23 protein-coding genes and 1 pseudogene are annotated in these 23,783 nt (G+C 58.9%); 11 read left to right on the top strand and 13 right to left on the bottom strand.

Annotated features, from left to right (window positions below; translation table 11 throughout):
• The first annotated feature begins 133 nt into the window (after positions 1-133).
• From ACK83U_RS27045 to ACK83U_RS27035, 3 genes are read left to right on the top strand one after another with little or no spacing between them, the layout of a single operon-like run.
• Positions 134-370, top strand: coding sequence for a PepSY domain-containing protein (locus tag ACK83U_RS27045; protein ID WP_015342374.1), 237 nt, complete (start codon positions 134-136; stop codon positions 368-370).
• Positions 371-372: 2 nt separating this feature from the next.
• On the top strand, positions 373-1,044 hold the full coding sequence (locus ACK83U_RS27040) for a response regulator transcription factor (RefSeq protein WP_015342375.1): 672 nt from the start codon (positions 373-375) through the stop codon (positions 1,042-1,044).
• A complete protein-coding gene (locus tag ACK83U_RS27035; protein WP_112399883.1) occupies positions 1,041-2,432 on the top strand; it encodes a sensor histidine kinase in 1,392 nt (463 codons plus the stop codon). The genes ACK83U_RS27040 and ACK83U_RS27035 overlap by 4 nt, the downstream gene beginning before the upstream one ends.
• A gap of 27 nt (positions 2,433-2,459) precedes the next feature.
• Here the strand turns inward: ACK83U_RS27035 and ACK83U_RS27030 are convergent, their stop codons facing one another.
• On the bottom strand, positions 2,460-3,266 hold the full coding sequence (locus ACK83U_RS27030) for an MBL fold metallo-hydrolase (RefSeq protein ID WP_112610021.1): 807 nt from the start codon (positions 3,264-3,266) through the stop codon (positions 2,460-2,462).
• 379 nt (positions 3,267-3,645) lie between these two features.
• On the opposite strand from ACK83U_RS27030, the gene ACK83U_RS27025 reads away from it, so the two are divergent.
• Positions 3,646-5,331: a Na/Pi cotransporter family protein gene (locus tag ACK83U_RS27025; protein ID WP_412474938.1), complete on the top strand. Its 1,686-nt coding sequence runs from the start codon at positions 3,646-3,648 to the stop codon at positions 5,329-5,331.
• A gap of 63 nt (positions 5,332-5,394) precedes the next feature.
• On the opposite strand, the gene ACK83U_RS27020 is transcribed toward ACK83U_RS27025, so the two are convergent.
• The 5 genes from ACK83U_RS27020 to ACK83U_RS27000 form a co-directional block, all read right to left on the bottom strand.
• Positions 5,395-6,312: a homocysteine S-methyltransferase family protein gene (locus ACK83U_RS27020; protein WP_112603062.1), complete on the bottom strand. Its 918-nt coding sequence runs from the start codon at positions 6,310-6,312 to the stop codon at positions 5,395-5,397.
• Between the two features lie 63 nt (positions 6,313-6,375).
• Positions 6,376-7,065, bottom strand: a complete 690-nt coding sequence (locus tag ACK83U_RS27015) for an ABC transporter permease (RefSeq protein WP_112603064.1) — start codon at positions 7,063-7,065, stop codon at positions 6,376-6,378.
• Between the two features lie 11 nt (positions 7,066-7,076).
• Positions 7,077-7,802: an ABC transporter permease gene (locus ACK83U_RS27010; protein WP_112603066.1), complete on the bottom strand. Its 726-nt coding sequence runs from the start codon at positions 7,800-7,802 to the stop codon at positions 7,077-7,079.
• A gap of 12 nt (positions 7,803-7,814) precedes the next feature.
• Positions 7,815-8,588, bottom strand: coding sequence for a transporter substrate-binding domain-containing protein (locus tag ACK83U_RS27005; protein ID WP_112603068.1), 774 nt, complete (start codon positions 8,586-8,588; stop codon positions 7,815-7,817).
• A gap of 42 nt (positions 8,589-8,630) precedes the next feature.
• The gene (locus ACK83U_RS27000) at positions 8,631-9,410 is read right to left on the bottom strand and encodes an ATP-binding cassette domain-containing protein (RefSeq protein WP_112603070.1); all 780 of its coding nucleotides are present in this window, start codon (positions 9,408-9,410) and stop codon (positions 8,631-8,633) included.
• 172 nt (positions 9,411-9,582) lie between these two features.
• On the opposite strand from ACK83U_RS27000, the gene ACK83U_RS26995 reads away from it, so the two are divergent.
• Positions 9,583-10,065, top strand: coding sequence for an Lrp/AsnC family transcriptional regulator (locus ACK83U_RS26995; RefSeq protein WP_112337115.1), 483 nt, complete (start codon positions 9,583-9,585; stop codon positions 10,063-10,065).
• Positions 10,066-10,123: 58 nt separating this feature from the next.
• On the opposite strand, the gene ACK83U_RS26990 is transcribed toward ACK83U_RS26995, so the two are convergent.
• The 5 genes from ACK83U_RS26990 to ACK83U_RS26970 form a co-directional block, all read right to left on the bottom strand.
• Complete coding sequence (locus ACK83U_RS26990) at positions 10,124-12,265, bottom strand: beta-galactosidase (RefSeq protein WP_112603072.1); 2,142 nt, start codon at positions 12,263-12,265, stop codon at positions 10,124-10,126.
• 17 nt (positions 12,266-12,282) lie between these two features.
• Complete coding sequence (locus ACK83U_RS26985) at positions 12,283-13,434, bottom strand: ABC transporter ATP-binding protein (protein WP_112603074.1); 1,152 nt, start codon at positions 13,432-13,434, stop codon at positions 12,283-12,285.
• 39 nt (positions 13,435-13,473) lie between these two features.
• A complete protein-coding gene (locus tag ACK83U_RS26980; protein ID WP_112337112.1) occupies positions 13,474-14,325 on the bottom strand; it encodes a carbohydrate ABC transporter permease in 852 nt (283 codons plus the stop codon).
• Entirely contained in the window at positions 14,325-15,200 is an 876-nt protein-coding gene (locus ACK83U_RS26975; protein ID WP_112603076.1) for a carbohydrate ABC transporter permease, read from the bottom strand. Before ACK83U_RS26975 ends, ACK83U_RS26980 begins: the two co-directional genes overlap by 1 nt.
• Before the next feature lie 115 nt (positions 15,201-15,315).
• Positions 15,316-16,593 carry an ABC transporter substrate-binding protein gene (locus ACK83U_RS26970; protein WP_112603078.1) on the bottom strand — a complete coding sequence of 426 codons (1,278 nt, stop codon included), beginning with the start codon at positions 16,591-16,593 and terminating at the stop codon, positions 15,316-15,318.
• Between the two features lie 199 nt (positions 16,594-16,792).
• On the opposite strand from ACK83U_RS26970, the gene ACK83U_RS26965 reads away from it, so the two are divergent.
• The gene (locus tag ACK83U_RS26965; RefSeq protein ID WP_112603080.1) at positions 16,793-17,938 is read left to right on the top strand and encodes an ROK family transcriptional regulator; all 1,146 of its coding nucleotides are present in this window, start codon (positions 16,793-16,795) and stop codon (positions 17,936-17,938) included.
• Positions 17,939-17,996: 58 nt separating this feature from the next.
• On the opposite strand, the gene ACK83U_RS26960 is transcribed toward ACK83U_RS26965, so the two are convergent.
• Positions 17,997-18,680: a 5-formyltetrahydrofolate cyclo-ligase gene (locus tag ACK83U_RS26960; RefSeq protein WP_112603082.1), complete on the bottom strand. Its 684-nt coding sequence runs from the start codon at positions 18,678-18,680 to the stop codon at positions 17,997-17,999.
• Positions 18,681-18,787: 107 nt separating this feature from the next.
• Here ACK83U_RS26960 and ACK83U_RS26955 point away from each other — a divergent pair, with 107 nt between their 5' ends.
• Both ACK83U_RS26955 and ACK83U_RS26950 read left to right on the top strand, forming a co-directional pair.
• Positions 18,788-19,693, top strand: a complete 906-nt coding sequence (locus ACK83U_RS26955) for a LysR family transcriptional regulator (protein WP_112603084.1) — start codon at positions 18,788-18,790, stop codon at positions 19,691-19,693.
• Between the two features lie 52 nt (positions 19,694-19,745).
• Positions 19,746-20,867 (top strand): HPP family protein, encoded by a 1,122-nt coding sequence (locus ACK83U_RS26950; RefSeq protein WP_412474937.1) that lies wholly within the window; start codon positions 19,746-19,748, stop codon positions 20,865-20,867.
• Positions 20,868-20,937: 70 nt separating this feature from the next.
• Here the strand turns inward: ACK83U_RS26950 and ACK83U_RS26945 are convergent.
• Positions 20,938-21,033: pseudogene (locus ACK83U_RS26945) on the bottom strand (DUF488 family protein); the annotation flags it as partial.
• Between the two features lie 546 nt (positions 21,034-21,579).
• Between ACK83U_RS26945 and ACK83U_RS26940 the strand changes: the two are divergent.
• From ACK83U_RS26940 to ACK83U_RS26930, 3 genes are all read left to right on the top strand, one after another.
• A complete protein-coding gene (locus ACK83U_RS26940) occupies positions 21,580-21,777 on the top strand; it encodes a hypothetical protein (RefSeq protein ID WP_112603088.1) in 198 nt (65 codons plus the stop codon).
• Positions 21,778-22,085: 308 nt separating this feature from the next.
• The gene (locus ACK83U_RS26935; RefSeq protein WP_112337104.1) at positions 22,086-22,970 is read left to right on the top strand and encodes a helix-turn-helix domain-containing protein; all 885 of its coding nucleotides are present in this window, start codon (positions 22,086-22,088) and stop codon (positions 22,968-22,970) included.
• A gap of 341 nt (positions 22,971-23,311) precedes the next feature.
• The gene (locus ACK83U_RS26930; protein ID WP_112603090.1) at positions 23,312-23,731 is read left to right on the top strand and encodes a hypothetical protein; all 420 of its coding nucleotides are present in this window, start codon (positions 23,312-23,314) and stop codon (positions 23,729-23,731) included.
• The last annotated feature ends 52 nt before the right edge of the window (positions 23,732-23,783 follow it).

Raw genomic sequence — 23,783 nt, 5'->3', positions numbered from 1 at the left:
GTTCGCTGCAGGGCGAGCCCTGTGTGCCATCTCGAAAGAAGGATTGATATCGTTGCGCATATTCGGGCGAAGAGCCGGCTGGCCCCGCTGGCTGTCCGTTCTCTTGGTAGCGGTTCTGCTAAGCTTGCCAGGCATGGAAGCATTGGCTCGTATACATAGCAATGTTCTGGTCGAAGATGCCGGCAGCTTGCGGCCGCTACGCGACATCTATGCGGTCGTTGCGCGCGAAATGCCGGGAAAGGTGCTGCGAATCAAGCGGGTTCGCCGGGCTGGGCGCCAGGCCTATGCCGTGCGTGTGTTGAAGCCGGATGGCAAACGTGGTGATATAGTGCTCGACGGCGCAACACTTGCCGTGATCGAGAGACGCTGAGAATGCGCATTTTGATTGCTGAGGATGAGCCCAGTATTGTGGCGGATATGCGCCGCTGCCTGGAGGATCAGCATTATGTCGTCTCGACCGTGAGCAACGGCGAGGAAGCTTGGTATCGCGGAGATATCGAGCATTTTGATCTTGTCATCCTCGATCTTGGACTTCCGAAGCTTGATGGACTGACGGTGCTGCGACGCTGGCGCGCAGAACGCCGCGGCATGCCTGTCATCATATTGACGGCGCGAGACGGATGGCGCGATAAGGTCGACGGCATGGATGCGGGTGCCGACGATTATTTGACCAAACCCTTCCGCATGGAAGAGCTTCTGGCGCGCGTGCGCGCCCTGATGCGCCGCGCCGCCGGACAATCCTCTCCGATCCTTTCCAATGGCGTGCTGGAGCTCGACACACGCCAGCGCACGGTTTCGTTTCGCGGGCAGCCGGTTCAGGTGACGGCACTCGAATATAGGCTTCTTGCCTATCTGATGCATAATGCCGGCACCGTGCTTTCCCGAACGCAGATCGCCGACAGCATCTATGATGAAGAGACGGAGCTGCTGTCGAACGCGCTAGAAGTGGTTGTAGCGCGTCTCAGGCGCAAGTTCGACGGCACCGTCATCGAAACCCGGCGCGGCCAGGGCTACATCATTCCGCGCGAGGCGCCGCCGTCATGACACCGTTCTCGCTGCGAGGGCGGTTGCTGCTGGGTTCCGTGGTGGCGATCATCGTTGCAACCTTTCTTGCCGGGGTCGGCATCAACGCCATTTCCGGGCTGGCCGTCAGGGCGCTTGCCCTCTCGGAGATAGATGAGGAGTTGCGCGTTCTGCTGGCGGCGGTCGATATAAATTCCTCCAATCAGCTCTTCCTCGACGACACGCCAACGGATCCCCGCTTCGGCATTCCGAATGGTGGCTTCTATTGGCAGGTCGGCCGCAACGGCACCGTCGAGCTGCGCTCCCAATCGCTCTGGGAGCAGAACCTGCCCTGGCTGCGTGCCCGCCCTCGCGATGCCGGGCGAGCGACGGATATGAAAGGGCCGAACGGCAGCCGTCTTCTTGCCGTCGAGCGGTCGATTTCGATCCCCTCGGCCACGGGCGACCAGATCGTCGATATCGTCATGGCGCTTGACAACAGCGAGCTTGCGCCGGCGCGCTGGCGCTTCTTCTACGCCATGGCGCCATCTCTTGGCGTGCTTTCAGCCGCTCTTATCGTGGCTGTCATCGCTTTTCTGCGATACGGGCTACGACCTCTCAATGATCTGCGCGCAGCCCTGATGGCGGTGCAGGAGCGTTCGGCACGCAAGATCACCGGTCAGTTTCCGCGGGAAGTCCAGCCTCTCGTGGACGATCTCAACGGGCTGCTTGCATCGCGTGAAACGCAGTTGACACAGGCACGCGCGCGCGCCGGCGATCTGGCGCATGGCCTGAAGACGCCGCTCGCGGCCTTGGAGGCGACGGCGCGCCTTCTGTCGGAAGAGGGCATGTCGGAGCGGGCCGCAGCCATCCAAACGGAGGTCAGCCGGATGGAGGCGCAGATCAAGCGAACGCTTGCGCAAACCCGTGCCAGCCTGGCGGCCGCCCATACCGTCGGCGTGATGGATGCCAGCGCCGATCTTCAGAAGATCATCTCCGTCATGCGGCGGCTGTCGAGCGAGCGCAAGATCGACTTCGAGCTTGTGGCGCCGCCCGAGATGTGGCTGGCGATCGACGAGGCGGATTTTGCCGACATTACCGGCAATCTGATCGACAATGCCAGAAAGTGGACGGCTGGCAAGGTGAAGGTTCGCCTGTCGCAGTTGCCCGAGCTCGAGGGCGTGGAACTGTGCATCGAGGACGACGGTCCGGGCCTGCCGGAGGATGCCGAGATGGCTTTCATTCGCCGCGGCAGGCGGCTGGATGAAAGCATCGCCGGAACCGGTTTCGGCCTGGCGATCGCCAAGGATCTGGTCGAGGCCTATGACGGCAAGCTGGCGCTCGCCCGCTCTAGCCTTGGCGGTTTGTCTGTCACCGTCAATCTGCCGGCGCGACTGGTAAAGGACAGGCAGGCGGCGCTGGAAAATTAGGTCTGCGGCATTTCCGGCGCAAGATTCTCAGTTTGCGATCGCCTTCAGGTACCTTTCCGCCGAACGCTCCACCACCTGGTTGCCGTCGCTCTCGACCGTTCGGCCGGGAAATGCGCCGTAAATCGCTTCGAAACGATAGGGCCGAACCGCTTCCAATATCCTCGTTACTGCCTTGGCGTCGAGCGGAACGAGGTTCGGGTAGCTGCGCATGAAGCTCACGAATTTGCGGTCCATGGTCACCTGCATCGTGTCGCCGACGAAGAGGGCGCCGCGCCCGCCTTCGAGCCAGGGGCAATGGAGCACGCAACTGCCGTCGAAATGGCCGCCGCATCGGATCATGGTCGCCGAGCCGATCGAAAGCGTCGCGCCTCTCCATGGATGCAAGGCGGCATCCGGCCTTTGCACCCATTCGCTGTCGTCGGCATGGATATGGATCGGTGCGCCGCCGCAAGCGGCACTCCACTCGACCATCGACGTATAGAAATGCGGATGGGAGATCGCGATCGCGCTCAGGCTGCCCATCGCAGCAATCCGCGTCTTTGTGGCCTTGTCAATGAGGCTGAGGCAATCCCACAGAATGTTGCCATCCGGCCCTTCGATCAGAAATGCGCGCTGGCCGATACCGAAATCGGGCTTGATCTGCAGGCCATGAACGCCTTCCGCTTGCTTGGTCCAGATCACGCTATGCGTCTGGCCGATGCTTGCCATATCGGTCCATTCCTGACCTGATTGGGGTACGAATTGACGCTCATCCTCGCAGATCGGGCAGGCTCGCGGCGGTGCGTCGCTCTCGCTGAACTGCGTACCGCATGTGATGCAGACAAAATGCGCCATCTCGAATTCCTCGCCAAGCTATCGCCTCAGCCGGCGGACGGGATCTGGCGCAGGCTGAGATGGCTGTATAGATACATTGGTCAGATATACCCTGGATTACAGGGAAAAGGCGAGGTTGTGTTGCCGTGGATAGAAACCGTCGTTTTTGGACCGATCTTTTCCGGTAAGGCGCTTATTCGTCATAGCGAGGCAATCGTATCTGTGTCGGTTTATCTCGCTGATTTTAAATGAAAAAATATTACATAACAGTTTTATGACAATCCGCCCTTGCAAAAGGTGCAAAGACAAAGAACATAGTCGGCTAATGAAAGTTTACAATCTGCAATCTTGATTCCCAGCGCTTGTCTCGGGAGAGATCGCAGGCTTATGGAGGACCATTATGGCGCTTATCCTCGGCCTCGTTGCTCTGGCCGGCCACATCGCCCTTCTGCTCTGGGGCACGCGTATGGTCCAGACCGGCATTCAGCGCGCCTTCGGACCTGATCTGCGGTCTTTTCTGGGCCGCGCGCTTAGCAATCGCACCAAGGCGTTTTTTGCCGGGATCGGCGTCACTGCCATCCTGCAGAGCAGCACGGCAACCGGCCTGATGGCTTCCGGCTTCGCGGCCGGTGGCCTGGTGGATCTTGTGCCGGCGCTTGCCGTCATGCTGGGAGCCAATGTTGGCACGACCCTGATCGTCCAGGTGTTGTCTTTCAATGTCGCGGCGGCTTCCCCGGCGCTGATCCTGATCGGCGTGCTGATGTTCCGCCGAACCGGGAATTCACGCGTGCACGATCTTGGCCGGGTTATGGTCGGGCTTGGCTTCATGCTTCTGGCGCTGCATCAACTTCTCGACCTGATGACTCAGTATGAGGGATCGACGGCGCTTGCATACGTCCTCGATGCGATTGCCGCGACGCCGGTGCTGAGCATGCTCCTTGCCGCTATTCTGACATGGGCCGCCCATTCCAGCGTGGCCGTCGTGTTGCTCATCATGTCTCTCGCGAGCAAGGGCCTTGTCGATGTCGACCAGGCTTTTGCGCTCGTTCTGGGCGCCAATCTCGGAACCGCGATCAATCCGCTCATCGAAGGGCAATCGGGGACCGATCTATCGGTGAAACGCCTACCCATCGGCAATATGATGACACGCATTGTCGGCGTCGCCGCGCTGATTGGCTTTCTCGAACCGGTCACGCGCCTGTCGGCGCTGGTGGATAGCGATAGCGCCCGCGCCGTCGCCAATTTTCATACCGCCTTCAACGTCGTTTTGGCCATGGTGTTCATGCCGCTATTGCGGCCCTATGCCGATCTCCTGACCAAATTGCTGCCGCGGAAGATTGACGAGGCCGATCCGACGCGTCCCCGATATCTCGACCCGGCTGCCAAGGAGACGCCTGTCGTCGCGCTTGGCGCGGCAGCACGGGAGGCATTGAGATTGGTCGATGTCCTCTCCGAAATGCTCGCCGGCGCCAAGACTGCCCTGTCGGATACGGATCGAAAGGCGCTGACGCGATTGCGGTCGCTGGACAATATCCTCGACAGTCTGAATGCGGCCGTAAAGACCTATCTCACCTCGATCGATCCCGATGAACTCGGCGAGGCCGACAGACGACGCTTGAACGAGATCCTGCTGTTCTCGATGAATATGGAACACGCCGGCGACGTTCTCGATCAGAACCTCTTGCCGCATCTGGCCAAACGTCTGCGCCGGGGTCTGAACTTCTCGAAGGAGGGCCAACTTGAATTGGCGCGGCTGTTCGATCGATTGCAGACGAACCTGCGCACGACGGCGGCCTTGCTCATGACCCAAAACGAGAGCACCGCTCGCATGCTGGCGGAGGAGAAGGTTATCTTTCGCAAAGCGGAGCGTGAGGGTACGGAGGCTCATTTCCAACGCCTGCGGCAAGGCGGGATCGAGACCGTCGAGACCAGTTCTCTTCACCTCGACCTGCTACGTGATCTCAAACAGATCAATTCCCATCTGGTCGCCGCTGCCGCCTATCCCGTTCTGGAGGAGCGCGGCGAACTCCTGCAAAGCCGGACTCCAGGCCCGGCTCCGCAGGCCGCAGCAACGGTGCATGACTAAAAGATCTATCTCGGTCCTATGGCCAGCGATCGCCTTGCGGATCAATGTTCGTGGCGGCTCTTGCTATACGCTTTGAGTAAGGAGAGCCTTCTTCAGCCGATGAATATGCCCGGCGCCAATCCCGCAGCAACCGCCTACCATCGTTGCGCCGGCATCGACCCATGAACAGGCAAAGCGCGAATAGGCGTCGTCATTCAGATCTTGCCGGGTCGCGTGAAGGCCTTCATTGGCGGCCAACTCGCCTTGTTCACCTTCGAAGGCATTGGCATAGACGCCGATCTGCAGATTGTGGCCGCTCTGCTTGAAAACCTCCGCTGCGACATCGACGGCCTCTCGCATGACCTCCGGTTTGCTGCAGTTGAAAAGAAGCGCGTCGGCACCGGATGATGCGGCCCAGCGAGCCGCATCCTCGACGGCTTCGCCGGATCGGAGCTTGGGCGAGGCGCCATTTCTTTGCGCGGCATCGTCGGCCAGTGTGAAGGAGATCCAATACGGCTTGCCGGTTTCGGCGACCGCGGCCCGAACCGCCTCTCCCTCTGCGATCAGGCTGAGGGTTTCCCCGAGCCAGACATCGACATAAGGATCGAGGTTTTCTACCAGAACCTTGAGATAGTCCTGAACGCGTGACGGATCGAAATTCTGCGGCTCATAAGAGCCGAAGATGGGCGGCAGCGAGCCGGCGACCAGGATTTTTCGATCCTTGCAGGCATCGGCGGCGTCGCGAGCCAGCTGTCCGGAAAGCGCGATGAGATCGGCGCCTTCCTTCCAGAACCGCTCCTCGCCAATGTGGAAGGGGACGAGCGCGTAGCTGTTGGTGGTCACAACGTCCGAGCCGGCGGCGATGAATTCGTCATGCACCTGCCGGACAATCTCCGGCGAATCGACGAGCGCGAGCGCCGACCATTCCGGCTGCTTCAGTCCCGCGCCGAGACGCAGCAGTTCGCGGCTCATGCCGCCGTCGAGGATCAAGGGTTTGCTCATGAATGGGATCTCCAGAATGGTTCGGATCAGCGGAGAGGTTTGATCTCTCCTTCGTGCCGTGGGTTAGCGCCGCACCGGCACCTGCGCTTCCAGGAAACGGAAGCTTCGCGCGATGATGGCTGTGATGATGAGATAGAAGACGGTGACGACAACAAGCGGTTCGTAGACCAGCAGGGTGTCCTGGCGAACTTTTGTGGCAACGGCGTAGAGATCCATCACGGTGACGGTGAAGGCGAGCGGAGTGGCCTTTAGCTGCATGACGATTTCGCCGCCGATCGTCGGCAGTGCGATGCGAATGGCCCGCGGCAGCCAGATGCGCCGCGTCAGCGTGAAGGGTCGCATGCCGAATGCGCGTCCGGCTTCCAGTTCGCCTTTCGGAACGGCAAGCAATGCGCCGCGCAAAACCTCCGCCTCATAGGCCGCATAGTTGAGCGTGAAACTGACGGCCGCGAAGAAGAAACCTTCGCGCAGGATCGGCCAGAACAGACTCTGACGTATACCCGGAATCATCGGCAGAAGAGAGCCGACCCCATAGTAAAGCAGCCAGAGCTGTATCAGCAGCGGCGTGCCCCGGAAGAAGGTGCAATAACCACGGGCAAGGCTTCGCAGGATGGGGCCGCCGCTGATCTGGGCGAAGGCGAGGCCGATGGCGATCACAAAGCCGAAGACGACGGAGATCGCAAGCAGCGACAGCGTCTGCACGGCTCCCGTCAACAGAAGCGGCCAATAGACGGATATCCATGAAAAGGTCATGCCGGCACTCCTCACGCGAGCTTCGGCTGGCCGCGCCGCACTCGCCGCTCGACCAGATTGAATATGGCATTCGAGACGAGTGTGAGGGCGAGATAGATGAGGGCGGATGCCAGGAAAAAGATGAAGTAATGCTTGGTGCTAGCGCCGGCGAGACGCGTGGCGAGAGCTAGTTCCTGGTAGCCGACCACCGCGACGAGAGCGCTATCCTTGGTGACGGACATCCAGAGATTGGCAAGGCCGGGCAGGGCATTGGGCAGCAAGGCGGGCAGAATGATGCGGCGGAAGCGCAGGCGTGCACCCATGCCGAATGCCTTTGCTGCCTCGATCTGGCCGACGGGGATCGCCAGGATCGCGCCACGCAGCACTTCCGTCATATAGGCGCCTTGCACGAAACCGAGTACGGCGACCGCGACCGCAAAGCCGTTCAACTCGAAGGCCGGCAGATTGAGCGCGGCGAGGAGCCGATTGAGGCCATCCATGCCCGCGTAATAGAGGCCGACGATCAGGATCAGCTCCGGAACGGCGCGGACGGCGGTCGTATAGAGTTCGAGCAGTAGCCGGAGCGGCCTGATGCCCGAGAGCTTGCCCAATGCTCCGCCTGTGCCGAGCAAGAGGCCTATCAGAAAAGCGCCGGCGGAGATGGCGACCGTGGAGGCAGCCCCGGTCAAGAGCACTCCACCCCATCCGGGAGGATAGGGGGAGAGCAGGTCCAGAATGCCTTGTGAGGAAGTCGCCATCGTCGCGATCGTTTATTTGGCGCCGTAGATATCGAAGCTGAAATACTTTTTGGTGATTTCGTCGTATTTTCCGCTGGCGCGCACCGCGGCGATTGCCGCGTTGAGCTTTGCCTTCAGCTCGGTGTCTTCCTTGCGAAGGCCGCCGGAAACGCCGGCTCCGAGGACTTCCTTGTCGTCGGCGACGTCACCCATCTTGGCGCAGCAATCCTTGCCGCTTTCGCTTTTCAGGAAGGCGTCAAGCGCAAGGGAATCGCCGAAGACATAGTCGATGCGCCCTGCAGCGAGATCCTGAAACGCCTCGTCGAGCGTCTGGTAGGTCTTCTCATCCGCGACCTTGGCGAAGTACTTCTTGTAATATTCCGACTGGATGGTCGACACCTGGATGCCGATGGTCTTGCCCTTGACGTCGTCTGCCGTGGCGCCAGTCTTTTGGTCCTTGGGGCCGATCAGCGTGCTGGGTGTATTATAATATTTGTCGGTGAAGTCGATGATCTTCGAGCGCTCCGCCGTGTTCGACATCGATGACCAGATCACATCGAATTTCTTGCTCTGAAGCGCCGGGATGAGACCATCCCAGGAAAGCTCGACGATCGAGCATTTCTCTTTCATCTGCTTGCAGACGGCGTCCATCATGTCGATTTCCCAGCCCTGCCATTTGCCGGAGGCGTCCTTGGCGAAGAAGGGCGGATAGGATTCGTTCATGATGCCGAAGCGAACCTCGGCCTGCGCTGTCATCGAGGAAAGCGCGAAGGCCAGTCCGGCGAATAATGTGGAAACCAGTCTCATATATGGGATTCTCCTAATGTGTTGTCTGCGAATTGGAGTGGATCAGGTCGTCAGCATGCCGGTAAATTCTCGGCAGCGGGTGCTGATCGGGGCGTCGAAGATCTGCCGGGGCGGACCTTCCTCCTCGATCCGTCCCTGATGCAGGAAGAGAACATGGTTCGAGACGTCTCGGGCAAAACGCATCTCGTGGGTGACCAGCAGCATGGTTCGGCCCTCCTCGGCGAGATCGCGGATGACCTTGAGGACTTCGCCGACCAGTTCGGGATCGAGCGCCGATGTCGGCTCGTCGAAGAGCATCACGGCCGGATCGATGCAAAGCGCGCGGGCAATCGCGGCTCTTTGCTGCTGTCCCCCGGAGAGAAAGGCGGGATAGGCGTCGCGCTTGTCGTAAAGCCCGACTTTATTGAGAAGAGCCTCTGCCTTCTCAATCGCCTCGCGGCGAGGAACGCTAAGGACATGCACCGGCGCCTCGATGATATTTTCGAGGACGGTCATGTGAGCCCAGAGATTGAAGCTCTGGAACACCATGCCCAATCCGCTGCGCATGCGTTCGATCTGGCGCCAGCTTTTCGGCTGCATCTGTCCATGGCGCCCCTGCTTCAGAGCGACTTCCTCGCCGTTGACGACGATGCGGCCGCGATCGGGCATCTCAAGCAGGTTTATGCACCGCAGGAACGTGCTTTTCCCGGAGCCGGACGAGCCGATGATGGAAATCACGTCCCCTTGTTTGGCGGTGGTTGAAACGCCCTTGAGAACCTGATGTGACCCAAAGCTCTTGTGGAGATCTTCCACACAAAGAGCCTGGGAGGGCAGCTCTGTCATATATAATTCCGATGAAAAACAATTTGCGGAGAATATCGCGAAGACCAGCCGAATTTGCGCGCAATTTCCGATCAATTTGCATAAAAAAAGCAAAAATGTATTTCTTGTGCATCTTTTATGATGGAATAGAGATGTCGTCGCCTGGTTTCATCGCGCATAAAGGGGTAGGGAAATGGAAAGTCCGGATCGTTTTGATCGCGATATTCTCGATATCGTCCAGCGCAATTGCCAGCTCACGGCCGAAGCGATCGCCGAGGAGGTCGGGCTTTCGACGTCAGCGGTGCAACGGCGCCTGAAACGGCTGCGTGAGGACGGTATCATCAAGGCGGAAATCGCAGTTGTCGATCGCAAGGCGACCGGGACGCCGATGGTGTTCATCGTCGGCATGGAGATCGAGCGGGACAATTACGATGCGCTTGCGAAATTCCGCCTTTGGGCGGAAAAGCAGGACCATATCCAGCAGGTCTATTATGTCACGGGCGCTGTCGATCTCATCGCGATCGTCACTGCGCGGGATGTCGAGCATTATGATGATATCGCCGCCGTAATCATGGCGGAGAATCCGCAGATCCGGCGCATGCATACGAATGTGGTGCTGCGCGACGTCAAGCTCGGATTGTTCGTGCCGCTGGCAAACGGTGACGATGAGGGTTGATCGAGGTAGGGCCGCGGTGCCGAGGCTTCACCCCCGGCGCCGCGCTTTGCGGATCGTGTCAGACGGATTGCTCGATCACAAGCACGCCGTAGCCTTGAAGCTCGCTCCGTCCCGATATCGTCCTGCCGGTCAGCAGGTCAATCCCTTCAGGCAGATCGACGGTTTTCGTTTCATGCTCCGTATTGAGCACGAACAGTAGCTTCCTGTCATTGCTCTCGCGCAGCGACACTTCGACACCGGCAGGCAGGTTCTCTACCAGCGGTGCGGCAACGCCGTTGCTGACGAGAATCTCCCCGATGACCTCTGCAAGCGGCGCGGTGAGGTAGGTGCCGAGATAATAGACCTGCCCGTTGCCATGCCGGCGGCGCGTCAGCATCGGCGTGCCTTCCAGGAAGCGGTCGGACCAGCGGCCGACGATCTCGGTATCTGCGGTCGTTTCCAGCTTCTCGTAAAGGTGCCCGGCCTCAAGCTGACGATTGCCGATCATATAGGCATATTTGCGTGAGGCCGAGGATGCCGGCGGACGCGGGGATGGCTGATGGCTGCCGATGCCGCCCTCGCGGAAACCGCTGAACAACCCATCCGCCCCCGGAGCGGAGACTGGTCCGAATTCGTAGACGCTGACGCCGGAAAGCTTGGAAAGTGCGGTGCCTGGCGCCTGGGTGCGGATGATGTGGTTGTTGTCATCGCGGGTGCCTGTCATTGCCGACAGGATGAGCGTGCCGCCGTTGGCGACGAACTTTTCCACCGCTGCCGACCACTCTTCCTTCCACATGACCCAATGGGGAACATAGAGCGCCTTGATGCGTGAGAGATCATCTTCCGGATGGATGAAGCCGCAGGCAATACCGGCCTGATAGCATGCGCGGTGCAGATGGGCTGCATCCTGCATCGGGCTTGGCAGGCCGATCGCATAGGTCTTGTAGGCTTCCTGATTGTCGAAATCCGCGCCGGCGATGGCAATATCCATGCGGACGGTCGTGCCAAGCAGCTTGCCCTCGATCTTGCGGATGTCGGATGCGAATTGCTTGGCTTCCTCGTAGCGACGGCGCGGTACGTCATCGTGGTCGATAATGCCGTTCCAGTAGATCTCGGCGCCAAAATGCGCCGGGCGCCAGCGGAAGAACATAAGGCCGTCCGCGCCGCGCGACACCGAAGTCATCGCCATGCGGCGCATCTCGCCGGGCTCCGGCACGGAGGAGGAGAAGCCCGGCTGACTGCCGAGGCCGGACGCCTGTTCCGGAACGATGAAATTGCCGGAATAGGCGCGGCATTGGTCTAGATGGAAGGCCTGCGTGACCGCATGACCGCCGCCGCGGCGCATCTCGTCATAGAGGAACGGGTAGATGTCGAAGCCGATGAAATCGAGATCCTGGCCGAACTGGCCGCGGAAATCGATGTCCACAAGGCCGCCCAGATTATGGAAGATGAACCATGCCGGATTGGTCGCCCGCAGGATTTCCACCTGATCGTGCTGGAAGAGAGCTGTCGCGAAGGCGAGGAAGCGATGATAGTCCTGCACGTGACCGGGGCTGGAGAAGGACGGATTCATCGGCTGCGGGAAGACGATCTGGTCGAAGGTCTGGTAAGCCGTTGCCCAGAAGTCGCCGCCCCAGGCAAAGTTCAGGGCTTCGATCGTTCCATATTTTGCGCGGCAGAACTTCTGGAACTCGATGAGCGCGGACGGCGAGTAGCTTTCGGAGGTCGTCGTATTGAGCTCGTTGTCCGTCTGCCAGCCGATGACATCAGGATTGTCGCGGTAATGCTCGGCCATCGCACGGGTAATACGCTGGCTGTGCCGCCGCAGCACCGGGCTCGTCGTATCGCAATGCTGCCGCGATCCATGGCTCGCTTGTCTCCCGTTGGCATCCACGCGCAGGACTTCAGGGTACTTCGCGGTCAGCCAGCGCGGCGGCGTTGCCGTTGGCGTGCAGAGAATGGTCTTGACGCCGTGCTTGGCGAGGCCGGCAATCGCCTTGTCGAAGAGAGAGAAGTCGAAATGGTCCTCATGCGGCTCCATGATATGCCAGGCGAATTCCGCCATGCGCACCGTGTTGAACCCGGCAGCGGCCATGCGTTCGGCATCGCGGTCCCAATAGCTCTCGTCGACGTGTTCGGGATAATGCGGAACGCCGACCATGAAGCCGTCAAGGTTGAGCGTCCGCCAGACAGAGAGCGGCTTTCTTTCCAAAACTTTCATGAGGTCACAAGCTTTCTTTACAGAGAGGCAATGATGGACTTCGGTCGGCTGAGGGTTCTGCCATCGGGACCGAAGAGGTAGAGGGAGGATGTGGCGGCGGACAGTTTGATCTGCTCGCCAGCCGAAAAGCCGGTCGCGTTGCCGAGCTGAACGGTGAAATTGCGTGTCCCGCTTTCAGAGCCGACCGTTGCGAGCGGACCCGCGTCTACGTAGAGAATAGTTTCGCGTCCGAGCTGCTCGACGAGGCGGACCTTGCCATCGAAGGCAATTGCGGTGTCCTCGCTGGAGGCGCCGATCTTCAGCGATTCTGGCCGAACGCCGAGGGTGAGGCTCGCCTGTGCTTTAAGATCGCCGACATCGGTTACAGGAACGAGAACCGTCGTGTTACCGCCTTCAAGTGCGACTTCAGCTACACCGTCACGAAGGGAAACGAGCTTCGCATTGATGAAATTGATCCGCGGCGCGCCGAGGAAGCCGGCGACGAATTGGTTCGCCGGATTGTGATAGAGATTGAGCGGCGCGCCTTCCTGCTCGATGATACCCTTGTTGAACACGACGATGCGGCTCGCCATGGTCATCGCCTCGACCTGATCATGCGTCACATAGATCATCGTCGAGCCAAGCTGCTGGTGCAGCGTCGAAAGCTCGACGCGCATTTGCGTGCGCAGCGCGGCATCGAGATTGGAGAGCGGTTCGTCGAAGAGGAAGACTTCCGGCGCGCGGGTGATGGCACGGCCGATGGCGACGCGCTGGCGCTGGCCGCCCGAAAGCTGCTTCGGGCGCTTGTCGAGCTGGTCGGATATTCGGAGGATATCAGCGGCCCGCTTGACGGCAGCGTCGATTTCGACCTGCGGCCGCTTCGCCATTTTCAGGCCGAAGCCCATGTTCTCGGCGACCGTCATGTGCGGATAAAGCGCGTAGGATTGGAAGACCATGGCAATGCCGCGATCGCCTGGCTCCTCGCGCGTGACGTTGCGGCCGTTGATCCAGATCTCGCCTGAGCTGATGGTCTCGAGCCCCGCAATCGTCTTCAGCGTGGTCGATTTGCCGCAGCCAGATGGGCCGACCATGACGATGAATTCACCTTTGTCGACGGAAAGATTGACCGAACGCAGGGCGTGGTAGCCGCCGTAATGTTTGTCGATGTCGATCAGCTGTACATGGCTCATGAATGATACTCCAAATCTGTTCGCGCGGTGCGGGACATGTCAGCCCTTGACGGCGCCCATGGTCAGGCCCGCGATGAAATGCTTTTGCATCAGGAAGAACATCAGGACCGGCGGGACGGCGACGAACAGGGTTGCTGCCGCCACGATGTTCCAAGCGGATGTCCATTCGCCCCTGAGGTTGTTGAGGCCCGCCGTCACCGGTTTGACGACATCGCTTTGCGTCAGCACGATTGCCCAGAAATAATCGTTCCAGACGAAGGTGAAGATCAGGATCGCAAGCGCGGCAAGGGCAGGCCGCATCAGTGGTATGACGACATGGCGCATCGTCTGCCAGGGGGAGGCGCCTTCCGCACGCGCCGCCTGGAACAATTCGTCCGGCAAAGCTGCAATGAAGTTGCGCATGAACAGGGTCGCAAAACCGGTTTGGAAGGCGACATGGAAGATGATCAGCGCGAAATAGGTATCGTATAGGCCGACCGAAACCATGAGATCGCGCACCGGGATCATCATGATCTGCGCAGGCAGGAAGTTGCCGCCGACAAAGAGTGAGAAGAGCAGGGCGTTGCCCCGGAAATTATAGCGGGCGAGCACATAGCCCGTCAGGGTCGAGAATACGAGAACCAGCAGCACCGAGGGCAGGGTGATGATGAGGCTGTTGATGAAATAGCCCCACATGTTGGTCTGCTGGAAAACCGCCTGGAAATTCTCGACGAGATTGAAATGCTCGGGCCACGTCCAGTATTTGCCGGCCATGATTTCATCAGCCGTCTTGGCCGCCGTCAGCATGACGGCAACGAGCGGCAGCAGCCAAAGTATGAGGATCAGGCCGACGAAGCCGGCATAAAGGCCGCGAAGCGCGGGCTTTTCTTCAGGGATTGGGCGAGGATACATCAGCGTGTCTCCCGTTCCATGCGCACCATGACGCGCAGATACCAGGTGATGAAAACGATCATGATTGCAAAGAGGACGGTGGCGATGGCTGCGCCGTAGCCGAAGCGATAGGAGAAGATCGACTGCTCGTACATCTGATAGGCCAGCACTTCCGATGAGCCGAAGGGGCCGCCCGATGTCATCACCGCGATCATGTCGAAGGATCGCAATGCGCCGACGACCGTTACGGCGAGGGCAATGAAACCCACCTGGCGCAATTGCGGCAGGACGACGTGCCAGAGCATGTTCCAGCCGCGGGCTCCGTCGACGCGCCCGGCGCCGATGATGTCGGAGCTTAGATTGTTAAGACCGGCGAGAAAAAGCACCATGCAGAAGGCGATCTGCGGCCAGAGCGCGGCGATAACCACGGCGAAGGTCACGAAATGCTCATCGGCAAGCAGGGCAGGCGCCGTTGCTCCAAAGAGACTGAATATGAGGGCAAGAAGTCCGTAATTCGGATCATAGACCCAACCGAACACGACGCCGACCGTGACTGTGGCGAGTACGAGCGGAATGAAGAAAAGCGACTTCAAGATTCGCATGCCAGCGATCTGCTGGTTGACGAGCAGCGCCAGCGCCAACCCGAGCGGCGGTGCCGCCATGAACATGACGAGCCAGATGATGTTGTTCTTCAGCGAGACGTAGAATTGCTGATCGGCAAAGAGTTCGGAATAGTTTGCCAATCCCACCCAGTTCTTCTGCCCGACGCCATCCCAATCGAAAAACGAAATCCAGATCGATTCCACGGAAGAAGCGATGATGATCGTTCCGAACAGGATGCATCCAGGCACAATGAAGAGGACGGGCGTCAGCCAGTTCCTGTGTTTTTTCCACATGGCTCAGACTTCTTGGTTCGATAATTCAGGACATTTCTGGAAGCGCGATTCTTCAAGAGAGGCGCGACGGGACGTCGTGTAAGCCGACGCCCCGCCGCGCCCTGGTCCGGGAGGACTATTTGAAAATGCGCGCGCGGGTCTTTTCGAGCCGTGCCAGGATCTGGTCACGCCGCTCCGGCTTGACCATGAATTCCTGGAAGCCCTTTATTCCGTCCTGCGCCATGTCCGGATCGGTGTCGCGGTCGTAATATTGCGACGTTCCCTTCACGCTCTTGAGCGACTCCACGGCGATATTGACCAGGGGGTCCTTGCTTGGCGGGCAATCGTTGCGTGGCGGAATGGTGCCTTCGGCTTCGAGGAATGCGCCGAGATTGTCAGGCTGATAGAGGTAGGCGAGAAAATCGCGCGCACCTTGCCGGTTCTTCGCTTTGGCCGGAATATGCACGGAGTTGACCGAGAAATCCTCATAGCGTTGAACGCCGGGGACGATTTCCGGGAAGGGAGCGAAGGCGATCTGACCTTCGTCGCTTGCCGGGAAGGCGGATTTGATGAAGCCTCCGAGGTCCATCATTGCAGCCTTCTTCTGCGCCAATGCCGCCCCGGCCTGTTCCCAGCCGAACGACGGTGCGCTTGCGGAGAAGAAATTGGCCTTGATGAGCTCTTCCCATTTGTCGAAGACCGGCTTCAGCACCGGGTCGGTATAGGGAATCTTGCCCTCCATCAGGGCGAGGTGCTTGTCCAGACCGTTGATGCGCAGGTTCATGTGGTCGAACCAGCCGCCGGTCGGCCAGAGTTCCTTCGTGCCCATGCTGATCGGTGTCATGCCGGCGGATTTCGCCGCTTCGCCGAATTTCAGGAAATCGTCCCAGTTCTTCGGCGCTGTCCAGCCCTTCTCGGCAAAGACATCCTTGCGATAGAAAAGACCCCAGAGAATGCCGCCGAGCGGCAGACCGTACTGCTTGCCGTTGACGGTAACTGCTGTCATCGTGGCACCGAGCTTGTCGCTATAGCCTTCCTTGGCAAACAGGTCGGAAATGTCGTCGAACAGTCCGCGATCGACAAAAGCCTTCATTCGATTGCCGGAGAACCAGAAGCAGACATCGGGAGCGCCGACAACGAGATAGCTACGGATGGCCGTCTTGTGGGCTTCGTGATCCATATTGTTGATGGTGACTTTCGTCCCGGTCTTCTTGGTAAAATCAGCCGCGATGCGGTCAAGGACGGCCCGCTGTCCAGCATTGCCGATATCCGAAATGATCGTCACCTCGCCGCCATTGGCAATTGCCGGGCGATAAAGCGCCGTGGTCGCCAAGGCGACCCCCGTGCCCATGATGAACTGGCGCCGAGACGCCTTAATTGCATTGACGAGTGAAAGTTCGTTCTTCGATGCCATCTATTTCCTCCCTAGGCACATCAAATCCAGGCCCGCCCACAGATATGGGCAGCCGCTAACCTTCAGAAATTACGCAATAAACCGGCAATTCCGCTTGTGCTGATACAAGCAGACATTCCTCCATTGCCATGTGCTATTGCATACCGTATCTTCCGAGAAGCGACAATAGTTAATTTACAAAATTAATTTAAGGATCACCGTGCGCGGCAACCCTGGTACTTCCCGAGCCCTTAATCGGCGGCTCATCCTCAACCTGCTCAGAAACCGGGGGCCGATGCCGCGTGCCGAAATCGCCACCGTGACGGGCCTGAGCCCCGCGGCAGTGACTTTTGTAGTCACGGAATTGATCGACGAGAGGCTCGTCATCGAGGGAAAGGCACAGACGGGTGCGACGGGACGGCGGCCCGTGCCGGTCGATATCAATTACGACGGCCACCTGGCTGTCGGTTTCAAGCTTCGCCACGACAGCATCGACTGCGTCCTTACCGATCTCGCCACGATGCCGATCGCCTCCTTCGATATGCCTGTGCCGGACACGCGGCCGGAAACGATGGTCGAGGCGATTGTGGCAGCGATCCCGAAACTTCTTGCCGATGCCGGCCGCACCGGATCACCCGTTATGGGCGTCGGCGTTTCCATCCCCGGCGAGGTGGATGCGGTCAACGGCATCTGCGTCCAGAGCCCGCGCTTTGGCTGGCGCAATCTTGCCTTTCCCGAATTGCTGCGTGAACGGGTCCGTGTCCCGGTCTGGATCGACGACGACATCAGCGCCTTCACTGTCGCGCAGCGGCTCTTCGGTGCGGGCCGCAACTACAGCAATTTCGCGACGATCGCCGTCGGTACCGGTGTCGGGTCTTCGCTGGTCATGGGAGGAGAGATCTATCACGGAAGCCATGGCTTGGCCGGAAAGCTCGGTCACGTCATTACGGTACCCGGCGGCCGACTTTGCGAATGCGGGAGACGGGGTTGCCTCCAGGCTCACACAGCCGAGGCTGCGATGATCGAGGACTGGGGCCGACAGAGAGGCGCAAAGGCCAATCGCGACGAATTCGCAGCCGCGATCGATGGCGGCGATCCGGCGGCTCTCCAAGTCATGGCGGAAGCCGGCGAGCTGATCGGTCGCCATCTGGCCGATCTGGTGAACCTGTTCGATCCCGAGGTTCTCATTGCCGGCGGCGAAGCCATGCAGTTCGGCGAAGCGATTCTCGAGCCGATACGGCGTTCGATGGCGAAATATGTCTTCTTGAATACGCCGGAATTACTTCCTGACTGGGTGCCAGGTTCGTGGGCGCGGGGGGCTGCCGCCCTTGCGACCCAGCACTTCTTTGATCTGGATGTTGAATGATGCTGCTGCGCGTATCGGTCTGACATATGCCGAGCGAACCGGTTATTGCGCAGGGAGATCATCGATGGCGCGGTCCCGTTTGCGTGATGATCACATCCATCGGAATGTCGTGAGCGAGCGGACGGATGGTGTCGATCGCCTGCGATTCGAAGCCGACGCCGATGACCAAAGGCTTGCGCTCGAGAGCGGCGAGGGTTCTATCGAAAAAACCACCCCCATAGCCAAGACGGTAGCAATAGGGATCGAAGCCGACCAATGGCGCGATGACGATATCAGGAATGGCTTCCTTGCCTTCCGCGGGTACAGGAATGTTCCATACCCCGCGTTCAAGCCTCTCTCCCATTTTCCAGGATCGGAATACTAGCGGGGTTGCCTTCGCCACGACCACGGGCAACAGGCAATCTGCGCCGCGCGCCGTTGCGGCTGCCATCCATTCTCTAAGGTCCGATTCTCCCAGGAATGGCCAAAACAGGCTGATACATTTGCCGCTGACGTCACCAACGATCTGATCGAGATGATCAGCAATCGAGCGCGTATAGGCTTTCCGCTGTGCCGATGGCAACGCCTTTCGGTCATCGATCAAGCGCTGCCGCTGCATCTTTCGCCACGCGAAAATATCCGAGATCCGGCTCTCGTGGGGTGAGATGCTGCTATAAGCCGGGTCGACTTCGTGCAGCATGCAGGCGGGCGACGCATATTCTCGGATGTCTTCGTCGGTTTCGTGTCGATCCGATTTTGCCATGCGTTCCAATGCTCCCGGTCCGGGCAGGCCAACATGCTTGAGCTGCGGGAATGATTTTTATATAGGGAATGATAAGGCAGCTTAATTCCTGAATCGAGATCTTTTCGTTGGACCTTTCATCGATCGAAATATTTCTGGCGGTCGCGAGCGATCGCAGTGTGACCAAGGCTGCGAAGGCCGTCGGACGCGTGCCGTCGAACGTGACGACGCGCATCCAGCAGTTGGAGGACGACCTCGGCGTCCTGCTCTTCAGCCGTGACGGCAAGAAGATGACGCTGACAAAAGAGGGCGAGACGTTCCACGTCTATGCCAATCGTCTTTCGGCGCTTGCTCTTGAGGCACGCCAGGCGGTCAGGCCTCGGCGCCCAACAGGCACCTTGCGCTTGGGAACGATGGAAAGCACGGCGGCAAGCCGGCTGCCCGCGGCGCTCAGCCGGTTCAATCATATGTGGCCGGATGTGGCGCTCCAGCTGACGCTTGGCGCTTCCCGCGACCTTGCCCGAGATGTTCTGCGCGATGTGTTGGATTGCGCGCTGATCGCCCGGCCGCCGAAAGCGATGCTGGATGAGGATCCAGATTTCGCGGACGAACTCAGGCAGCTCGAAGCCGAACCGGTATTTGTCGAGGATCTGCTGCTGTTGTTGCCCTCCGGCCATCCTGCGATCCGATCCGCCGCCGATTTGCGGGTCGGATCGATTGCCGCTTTGGAGCCCGGATGCACTTATCGCAGGATTGCAGAGGGCTGGGCACGCAGGTCGAGCGCTTTGCCGACGACCGAACTTGGTTCCTATCATGCCATCCTGGCCAGTGTAGCGACCGGCAATGCGGCAGGCGTCATGCCAAGGTCGGTTCTCGATCTCATGCACTGGCCGGCGCCGGCGGCGACGCATCAGCTCGCCGTCGTCGATACGGTTCTGATCTCTCGCAAAACCGATCGCCCGAGTTCCTTCGATGCGTTTCATGAAGTCCTCGGCGCCACTAAGGGAAAGAGCGTGCCGTCGTTGCCGAACTAGCCGGCGTCCTGCCGTTCATCCTCGAGAGATTCTCCCTTAAACTGGTTCCATCATGCAGCATTCAGAGCCCCACAAGGCCGGCTCCAGCCGGTTCCGCCTGTTTTCCCCGATCCTCGCCGGAGCCACCTTGCGCGAACGGCTGATCGCCTGCCTTGGCGCCTTGATCGGCATTGGCCTTACGGGGGTCATCAGCGGTTATCTCTTCGGGCAGGGGCCGCATCTTCCGCTGATCGTTGCGCCGATGGGAGCGTCCGCAGTGCTGCTTTTCGCGGTTCCGGCAAGTCCGCTCGCCCAGCCGTGGTCGATCATCGGCGGCAATACTATTTCGGCCATGATGGGTATTATCGCGGCCTATCTGATCCACGACCCGATCATCGCGATCGGGGTCGGCGTCTCGCTTGCGATAGGAGCCATGTCATTTACGCGATGCCTGCATCCGCCGGGCGGCGCGGCCGCGCTGACCGCCGTTCTCGGCGGCCCGGTCGTTGCGGGCTGGGGCTTTCTGTTTCCCTTCGTACCGGTTGCCTTGAATTCCTGCATACTCGTCGGCCTCGGCCTGGTGTTTCACAAGCTCTCGAGGCGCAACTATCCGCATGTCGTCGCCAAGTCAGCCGAAAACACCCATCAGACGCGCGATCTGCCGCCGCCTTTGCGGGTAGGCTTTCGTGAGGAGGACGTCGATGCCGCCCTGGGCGTGCTTGACGAGACCTTCGATATTGATCGCGCCGACCTCAGCCGCCTTCTGCGGCAGGTCGAATTGCAGGCAGCGATACGATCGCATGGAGATATAAGCTGCGCCGACATCATGTCGCGCGATGTCATTGCTATTGACGAGCACGCAGGGCCGCAGCACGCACGGCAACTTCTGCTGAAACACAATATTCGCACCTTGCCGGTGAAGGACCGGGAGGGTCGCCTCATCGGTACGGTCGGGTTGCGCGAGCTCTCGGCAGGCCTCGACACTATCGTGCACGCCGTATCGAAGCCGGCGGTTGCCGATGCTGCCGATCCCGCTTTGTCGTTGTTGCCCGTTCTGACGGACGGACGAACGCATGCGGTCATCGTCGTCGATGCCGACCGGCGCGTCCTCGGTCTGATATCGCAGACGGATCTTTTGAGCGCCATGGCACGGCTCCTGCCGAAGAAGGACATTCCGGCGCGGGTGGTCATCTGAATACGGTGGAGACAGTTATCGCTACCATCGAACGCTGCACCTGACGCGGCGTAACGCCGCCGGCCTAGCTCTTGCTGATGCCGCGAGGCCATAAACGGTCGACCAGGATACGCTTGCCGCCGCCGCCGTCCGCGGGTTCGTAAATTCGCTTGATCCGTAGAGACATATTCACCGCCTTTCCGCGGCGGACGACGGCAGCCGATGATAACATCAGTCTGCAGGGCTTGGCCAATGATCCGGAGACCCGCGGCTTTGCATCTTACCTGTCGCGGCGCGGCATGATTGCCAGCGATTCGCAGTTCACCTTAATCCATCGGACGCATAGCGTTGGGCGCGCGCTTGATCTCGACGACAGATGTTCGCGGATTGGTTGACGTGGCTGCATCCGATCATGGCGGCCTGGATCAATCGTCATCACCGCAATGCTGCGGCTTTATTTATGGCTGTCGATGAGCACTAGAGATTTGCCGGGGGGCTTTGAAGTCCCTTGTCTGGGCCTCAGAATAACTTCCGCTTTTCTTGTATCTATTATGCTTCGGTCGGGGAGTCGCCCAATGATATAGAGTTAATGACTGTAATGAAGTTTGCCTTGCTTGCAGCATAACGATAGTGTGATTTGATGCTGGCTCTTGAAAATCCCCGAGCTTCCTTTCAGATTTATTTTGCGTTGGGAATGTGATAGCTGACATATATTACGACTGCGAGAGTGAGAATGGTAGAATTCAAATTTAGCGAGCCACCTCAAGGAAGTGCGGAGGACCTCTCAAGCGAGTGCCAACGCCAATTGCAGCCTATTGTCAGTGAAATTGTTCAAGCTGCAACAGCGGCGGGATGGAACCAAAAAGACGTGCTTCTGGCGATGGTGGACGTTGCATGGGATCTATATGAAAAAGGCCGGGGCAAAACCTAAGGTCGAACAGATCGCAGTATTTTTCCTACTTTTAAGGGAATATGGCTTAAAATTTGAATACACGTTTAACTGGTTTGAAATAGATTTAATTTCAACTATAAGATGAAATGGTCTGATGGCATACCCTTTCTTAGCTATATGGCTATCTCCCCTTCCAAACTTGGCGATTTATACTATTTAATCTTCCGCAATAAGCTGCTTGCGGCGGCAAGCGGCGGGCAGAGTTGGGAAATGAGATCTCAAATGAAAGTGGGATCTGATCTGCCTGTTAGTATTTGCAGGACTTCGTTCGGGCGGGGCGATGAAGAATGGGCTATGCGGGTGAGGTCCGGGAACGGGCCGAACGATATGTGTTCGATATAATCCCTGAACATGCAGGGCCGAGAAAGACGACCGCCCGCGGGAGCGTTATCAATTCCGTACGCAATCCCGGATCGCAGACATTTCTCGCCAAAGAGCATGCGATGGGGATTGTACTGGCTCCCATGCGCGGCTTGCGAGCCTCTCTCGGCAGCGACCGAATCACCCAATATGATGCGCCTGTCGGTTGCCTCATCATCAATCCCGCCGGTGTGGATAGCAGCCTTGCCTGGTCCGAAACCAGGAAAAATCTTGTCGTCGCCATTCCTCCGGACACTCTGTCGGAGCTGGCGCTTCAGGAGTTCGATCTCGCGAACGTAGAACTCCGGCCACCTGCCTTCGGAACCGTCGATCCGATCGCGCTCGATATTGCGCAGAGGATTTCTGTCGAATTAACCGGGAAGGCAACTCCGAATGAACTCTTTCTGGATTCATTGGTTACGCTCTTTAGTACCCATCTCATCCGCAACTATGCAAGCAATATGAAACAGCTTCCGTCGCCAAGGGGAGGGCTCTCCGCCAAAAGCGCCCGTCGCGTTGAAGAGTATCTCCGTGAACATTTTACGGAAAAGGTTCATGTCGCGGAACTGGCGGCTGTCGCCGGCATTTCACCCAATCATTTCATCGTAAGATTCGCCAAGACATTCGGCATGCCGCCTCACCGCTACCTCATAAATCTGCGGTTAGACCTCGCCGAAAAATTGCTGGCCGAAGGTGAAATCGCGATCGCGGAAATTGCCTATATGGCGGGGTTTTCGGATCAAAGCCATTTGGCGACCACGATGAAGAGATACCGGGGACGCACGCCTACAGAGCTCCGATATATGCGATAACCGCATGGGCTTGAACGCAAGCCGCTTCTGTCCCCAATCCAATTCGAGTATTCCCAAATTCGCTATTTCCCGCGTCCATGCGAGAGATGTATGGCGGGGATGGGCGTCTTCCGCTCATGCGGCAGAAGAGATTTTTCGGAATGGAAAGAACCGCTTGGTGCTTATCGTCCGGCGGTTCGCCTCTTCGTGCAGAACAGCTTCAGGTTAAGTGTGGCAAAGTGGCTACACCCGCAGCCGGCTAGGCAAAAAACCGTAATTTTCTAAAAAAAATCCGGAATTTTATAAAATACGCTTGCGCTGAAATAAGGCCATCTTCCCGGACGGTAACTATCCGGTGCGGTATGGACATTCAATTCCCTGAATTTGAAATCTTTGCTCCGAAGATCGAGGTAGCCTGGACTGCCTTGCAAGACCGATATGCCAGCCGATTGAGCGGCGCGGAAGTCGATTATCTATTTGCCTGCCTGGTCTTCGGTTTGACCTCTCCGGCTTACGGAGAAGGGGAGCCGCTATTCCATTTCGATGTCTGCCGCGCTTTGGTGACGATGAAGCTTCCCCCCGATCGGGCGGATGCCGCCTTGTATTCCGTTCCGGAGTTGACGCAGCCGTGGGTCGATACCGTCCGCGAGCAGCTCGAAAGCCAAGCCGCCAAAATGGGTCGCGCGCTTCTGCAAGCGCATAATTTCAAAGACGACGCAGCCGCAGATGCGGATTCACGCGTGCTCGCTCGTCCAGATAGCAGCGAGGAGAAGGCAGCATGAGGGAATGCGTTGGGGAACATCTGCAGACTAAATCTCGTATAGGATTGGCTGG

The organism is Rhizobium sp. WW22 (genome assembly GCF_047041135.1).
Classification (GTDB): Bacteria; Pseudomonadota; Alphaproteobacteria; order Rhizobiales; family Rhizobiaceae; genus Rhizobium.
Note: the sequence above shows the minus strand (reverse complement) of the source record. Positions and strands in the feature narration are given on the sequence as shown.

What these genes read in the sequence shown, in the direction of transcription:
- ACK83U_RS26985 (WP_112603074.1), bottom strand. Translation starts at nt 13,434, where the DNA reads ATGAGCCATGTACAGCTGATCGACATCGACAAACATTACGGCGGCTAC.
- ACK83U_RS26930 (WP_112603090.1), top strand. Translation starts at nt 23,312, where the DNA reads ATGGACATTCAATTCCCTGAATTTGAAATCTTTGCTCCGAAGATCGAG.
- ACK83U_RS27040 (WP_015342375.1), top strand. Translation starts at nt 373, where the DNA reads ATGCGCATTTTGATTGCTGAGGATGAGCCCAGTATTGTGGCGGATATG.
- ACK83U_RS26950 (WP_412474937.1), top strand. Translation starts at nt 19,746, where the DNA reads ATGCAGCATTCAGAGCCCCACAAGGCCGGCTCCAGCCGGTTCCGCCTG.
- ACK83U_RS27000 (WP_112603070.1), bottom strand. Translation starts at nt 9,410, where the DNA reads ATGACAGAGCTGCCCTCCCAGGCTCTTTGTGTGGAAGATCTCCACAAG.
- ACK83U_RS27030 (WP_112610021.1), bottom strand. Translation starts at nt 3,266, where the DNA reads ATGGCGCATTTTGTCTGCATCACATGCGGTACGCAGTTCAGCGAGAGC.
- ACK83U_RS27020 (WP_112603062.1), bottom strand. Translation starts at nt 6,312, where the DNA reads ATGAGCAAACCCTTGATCCTCGACGGCGGCATGAGCCGCGAACTGCTG.
- ACK83U_RS27035 (WP_112399883.1), top strand. Translation starts at nt 1,041, where the DNA reads ATGACACCGTTCTCGCTGCGAGGGCGGTTGCTGCTGGGTTCCGTGGTG.
- ACK83U_RS26975 (WP_112603076.1), bottom strand. Translation starts at nt 15,200, where the DNA reads ATGTGGAAAAAACACAGGAACTGGCTGACGCCCGTCCTCTTCATTGTG.
- ACK83U_RS27005 (WP_112603068.1), bottom strand. Translation starts at nt 8,588, where the DNA reads ATGAGACTGGTTTCCACATTATTCGCCGGACTGGCCTTCGCGCTTTCC.
- ACK83U_RS26970 (WP_112603078.1), bottom strand. Translation starts at nt 16,593, where the DNA reads ATGGCATCGAAGAACGAACTTTCACTCGTCAATGCAATTAAGGCGTCT.
- ACK83U_RS26960 (WP_112603082.1), bottom strand. Translation starts at nt 18,680, where the DNA reads ATGGCAAAATCGGATCGACACGAAACCGACGAAGACATCCGAGAATAT.
- ACK83U_RS27010 (WP_112603066.1), bottom strand. Translation starts at nt 7,802, where the DNA reads ATGGCGACTTCCTCACAAGGCATTCTGGACCTGCTCTCCCCCTATCCT.
- ACK83U_RS27045 (WP_015342374.1), top strand. Translation starts at nt 134, where the DNA reads ATGGAAGCATTGGCTCGTATACATAGCAATGTTCTGGTCGAAGATGCC.
- ACK83U_RS26990 (WP_112603072.1), bottom strand. Translation starts at nt 12,265, where the DNA reads ATGAAAGTTTTGGAAAGAAAGCCGCTCTCTGTCTGGCGGACGCTCAAC.
- ACK83U_RS27025 (WP_412474938.1), top strand. Translation starts at nt 3,646, where the DNA reads ATGGCGCTTATCCTCGGCCTCGTTGCTCTGGCCGGCCACATCGCCCTT.
- ACK83U_RS26980 (WP_112337112.1), bottom strand. Translation starts at nt 14,325, where the DNA reads ATGTATCCTCGCCCAATCCCTGAAGAAAAGCCCGCGCTTCGCGGCCTT.
- ACK83U_RS27015 (WP_112603064.1), bottom strand. Translation starts at nt 7,065, where the DNA reads ATGACCTTTTCATGGATATCCGTCTATTGGCCGCTTCTGTTGACGGGA.
- ACK83U_RS26935 (WP_112337104.1), top strand. Translation starts at nt 22,086, where the DNA reads ATGGGCTATGCGGGTGAGGTCCGGGAACGGGCCGAACGATATGTGTTC.
- ACK83U_RS26995 (WP_112337115.1), top strand. Translation starts at nt 9,583, where the DNA reads ATGGAAAGTCCGGATCGTTTTGATCGCGATATTCTCGATATCGTCCAG.
- ACK83U_RS26940 (WP_112603088.1), top strand. Translation starts at nt 21,580, where the DNA reads ATGGTAGAATTCAAATTTAGCGAGCCACCTCAAGGAAGTGCGGAGGAC.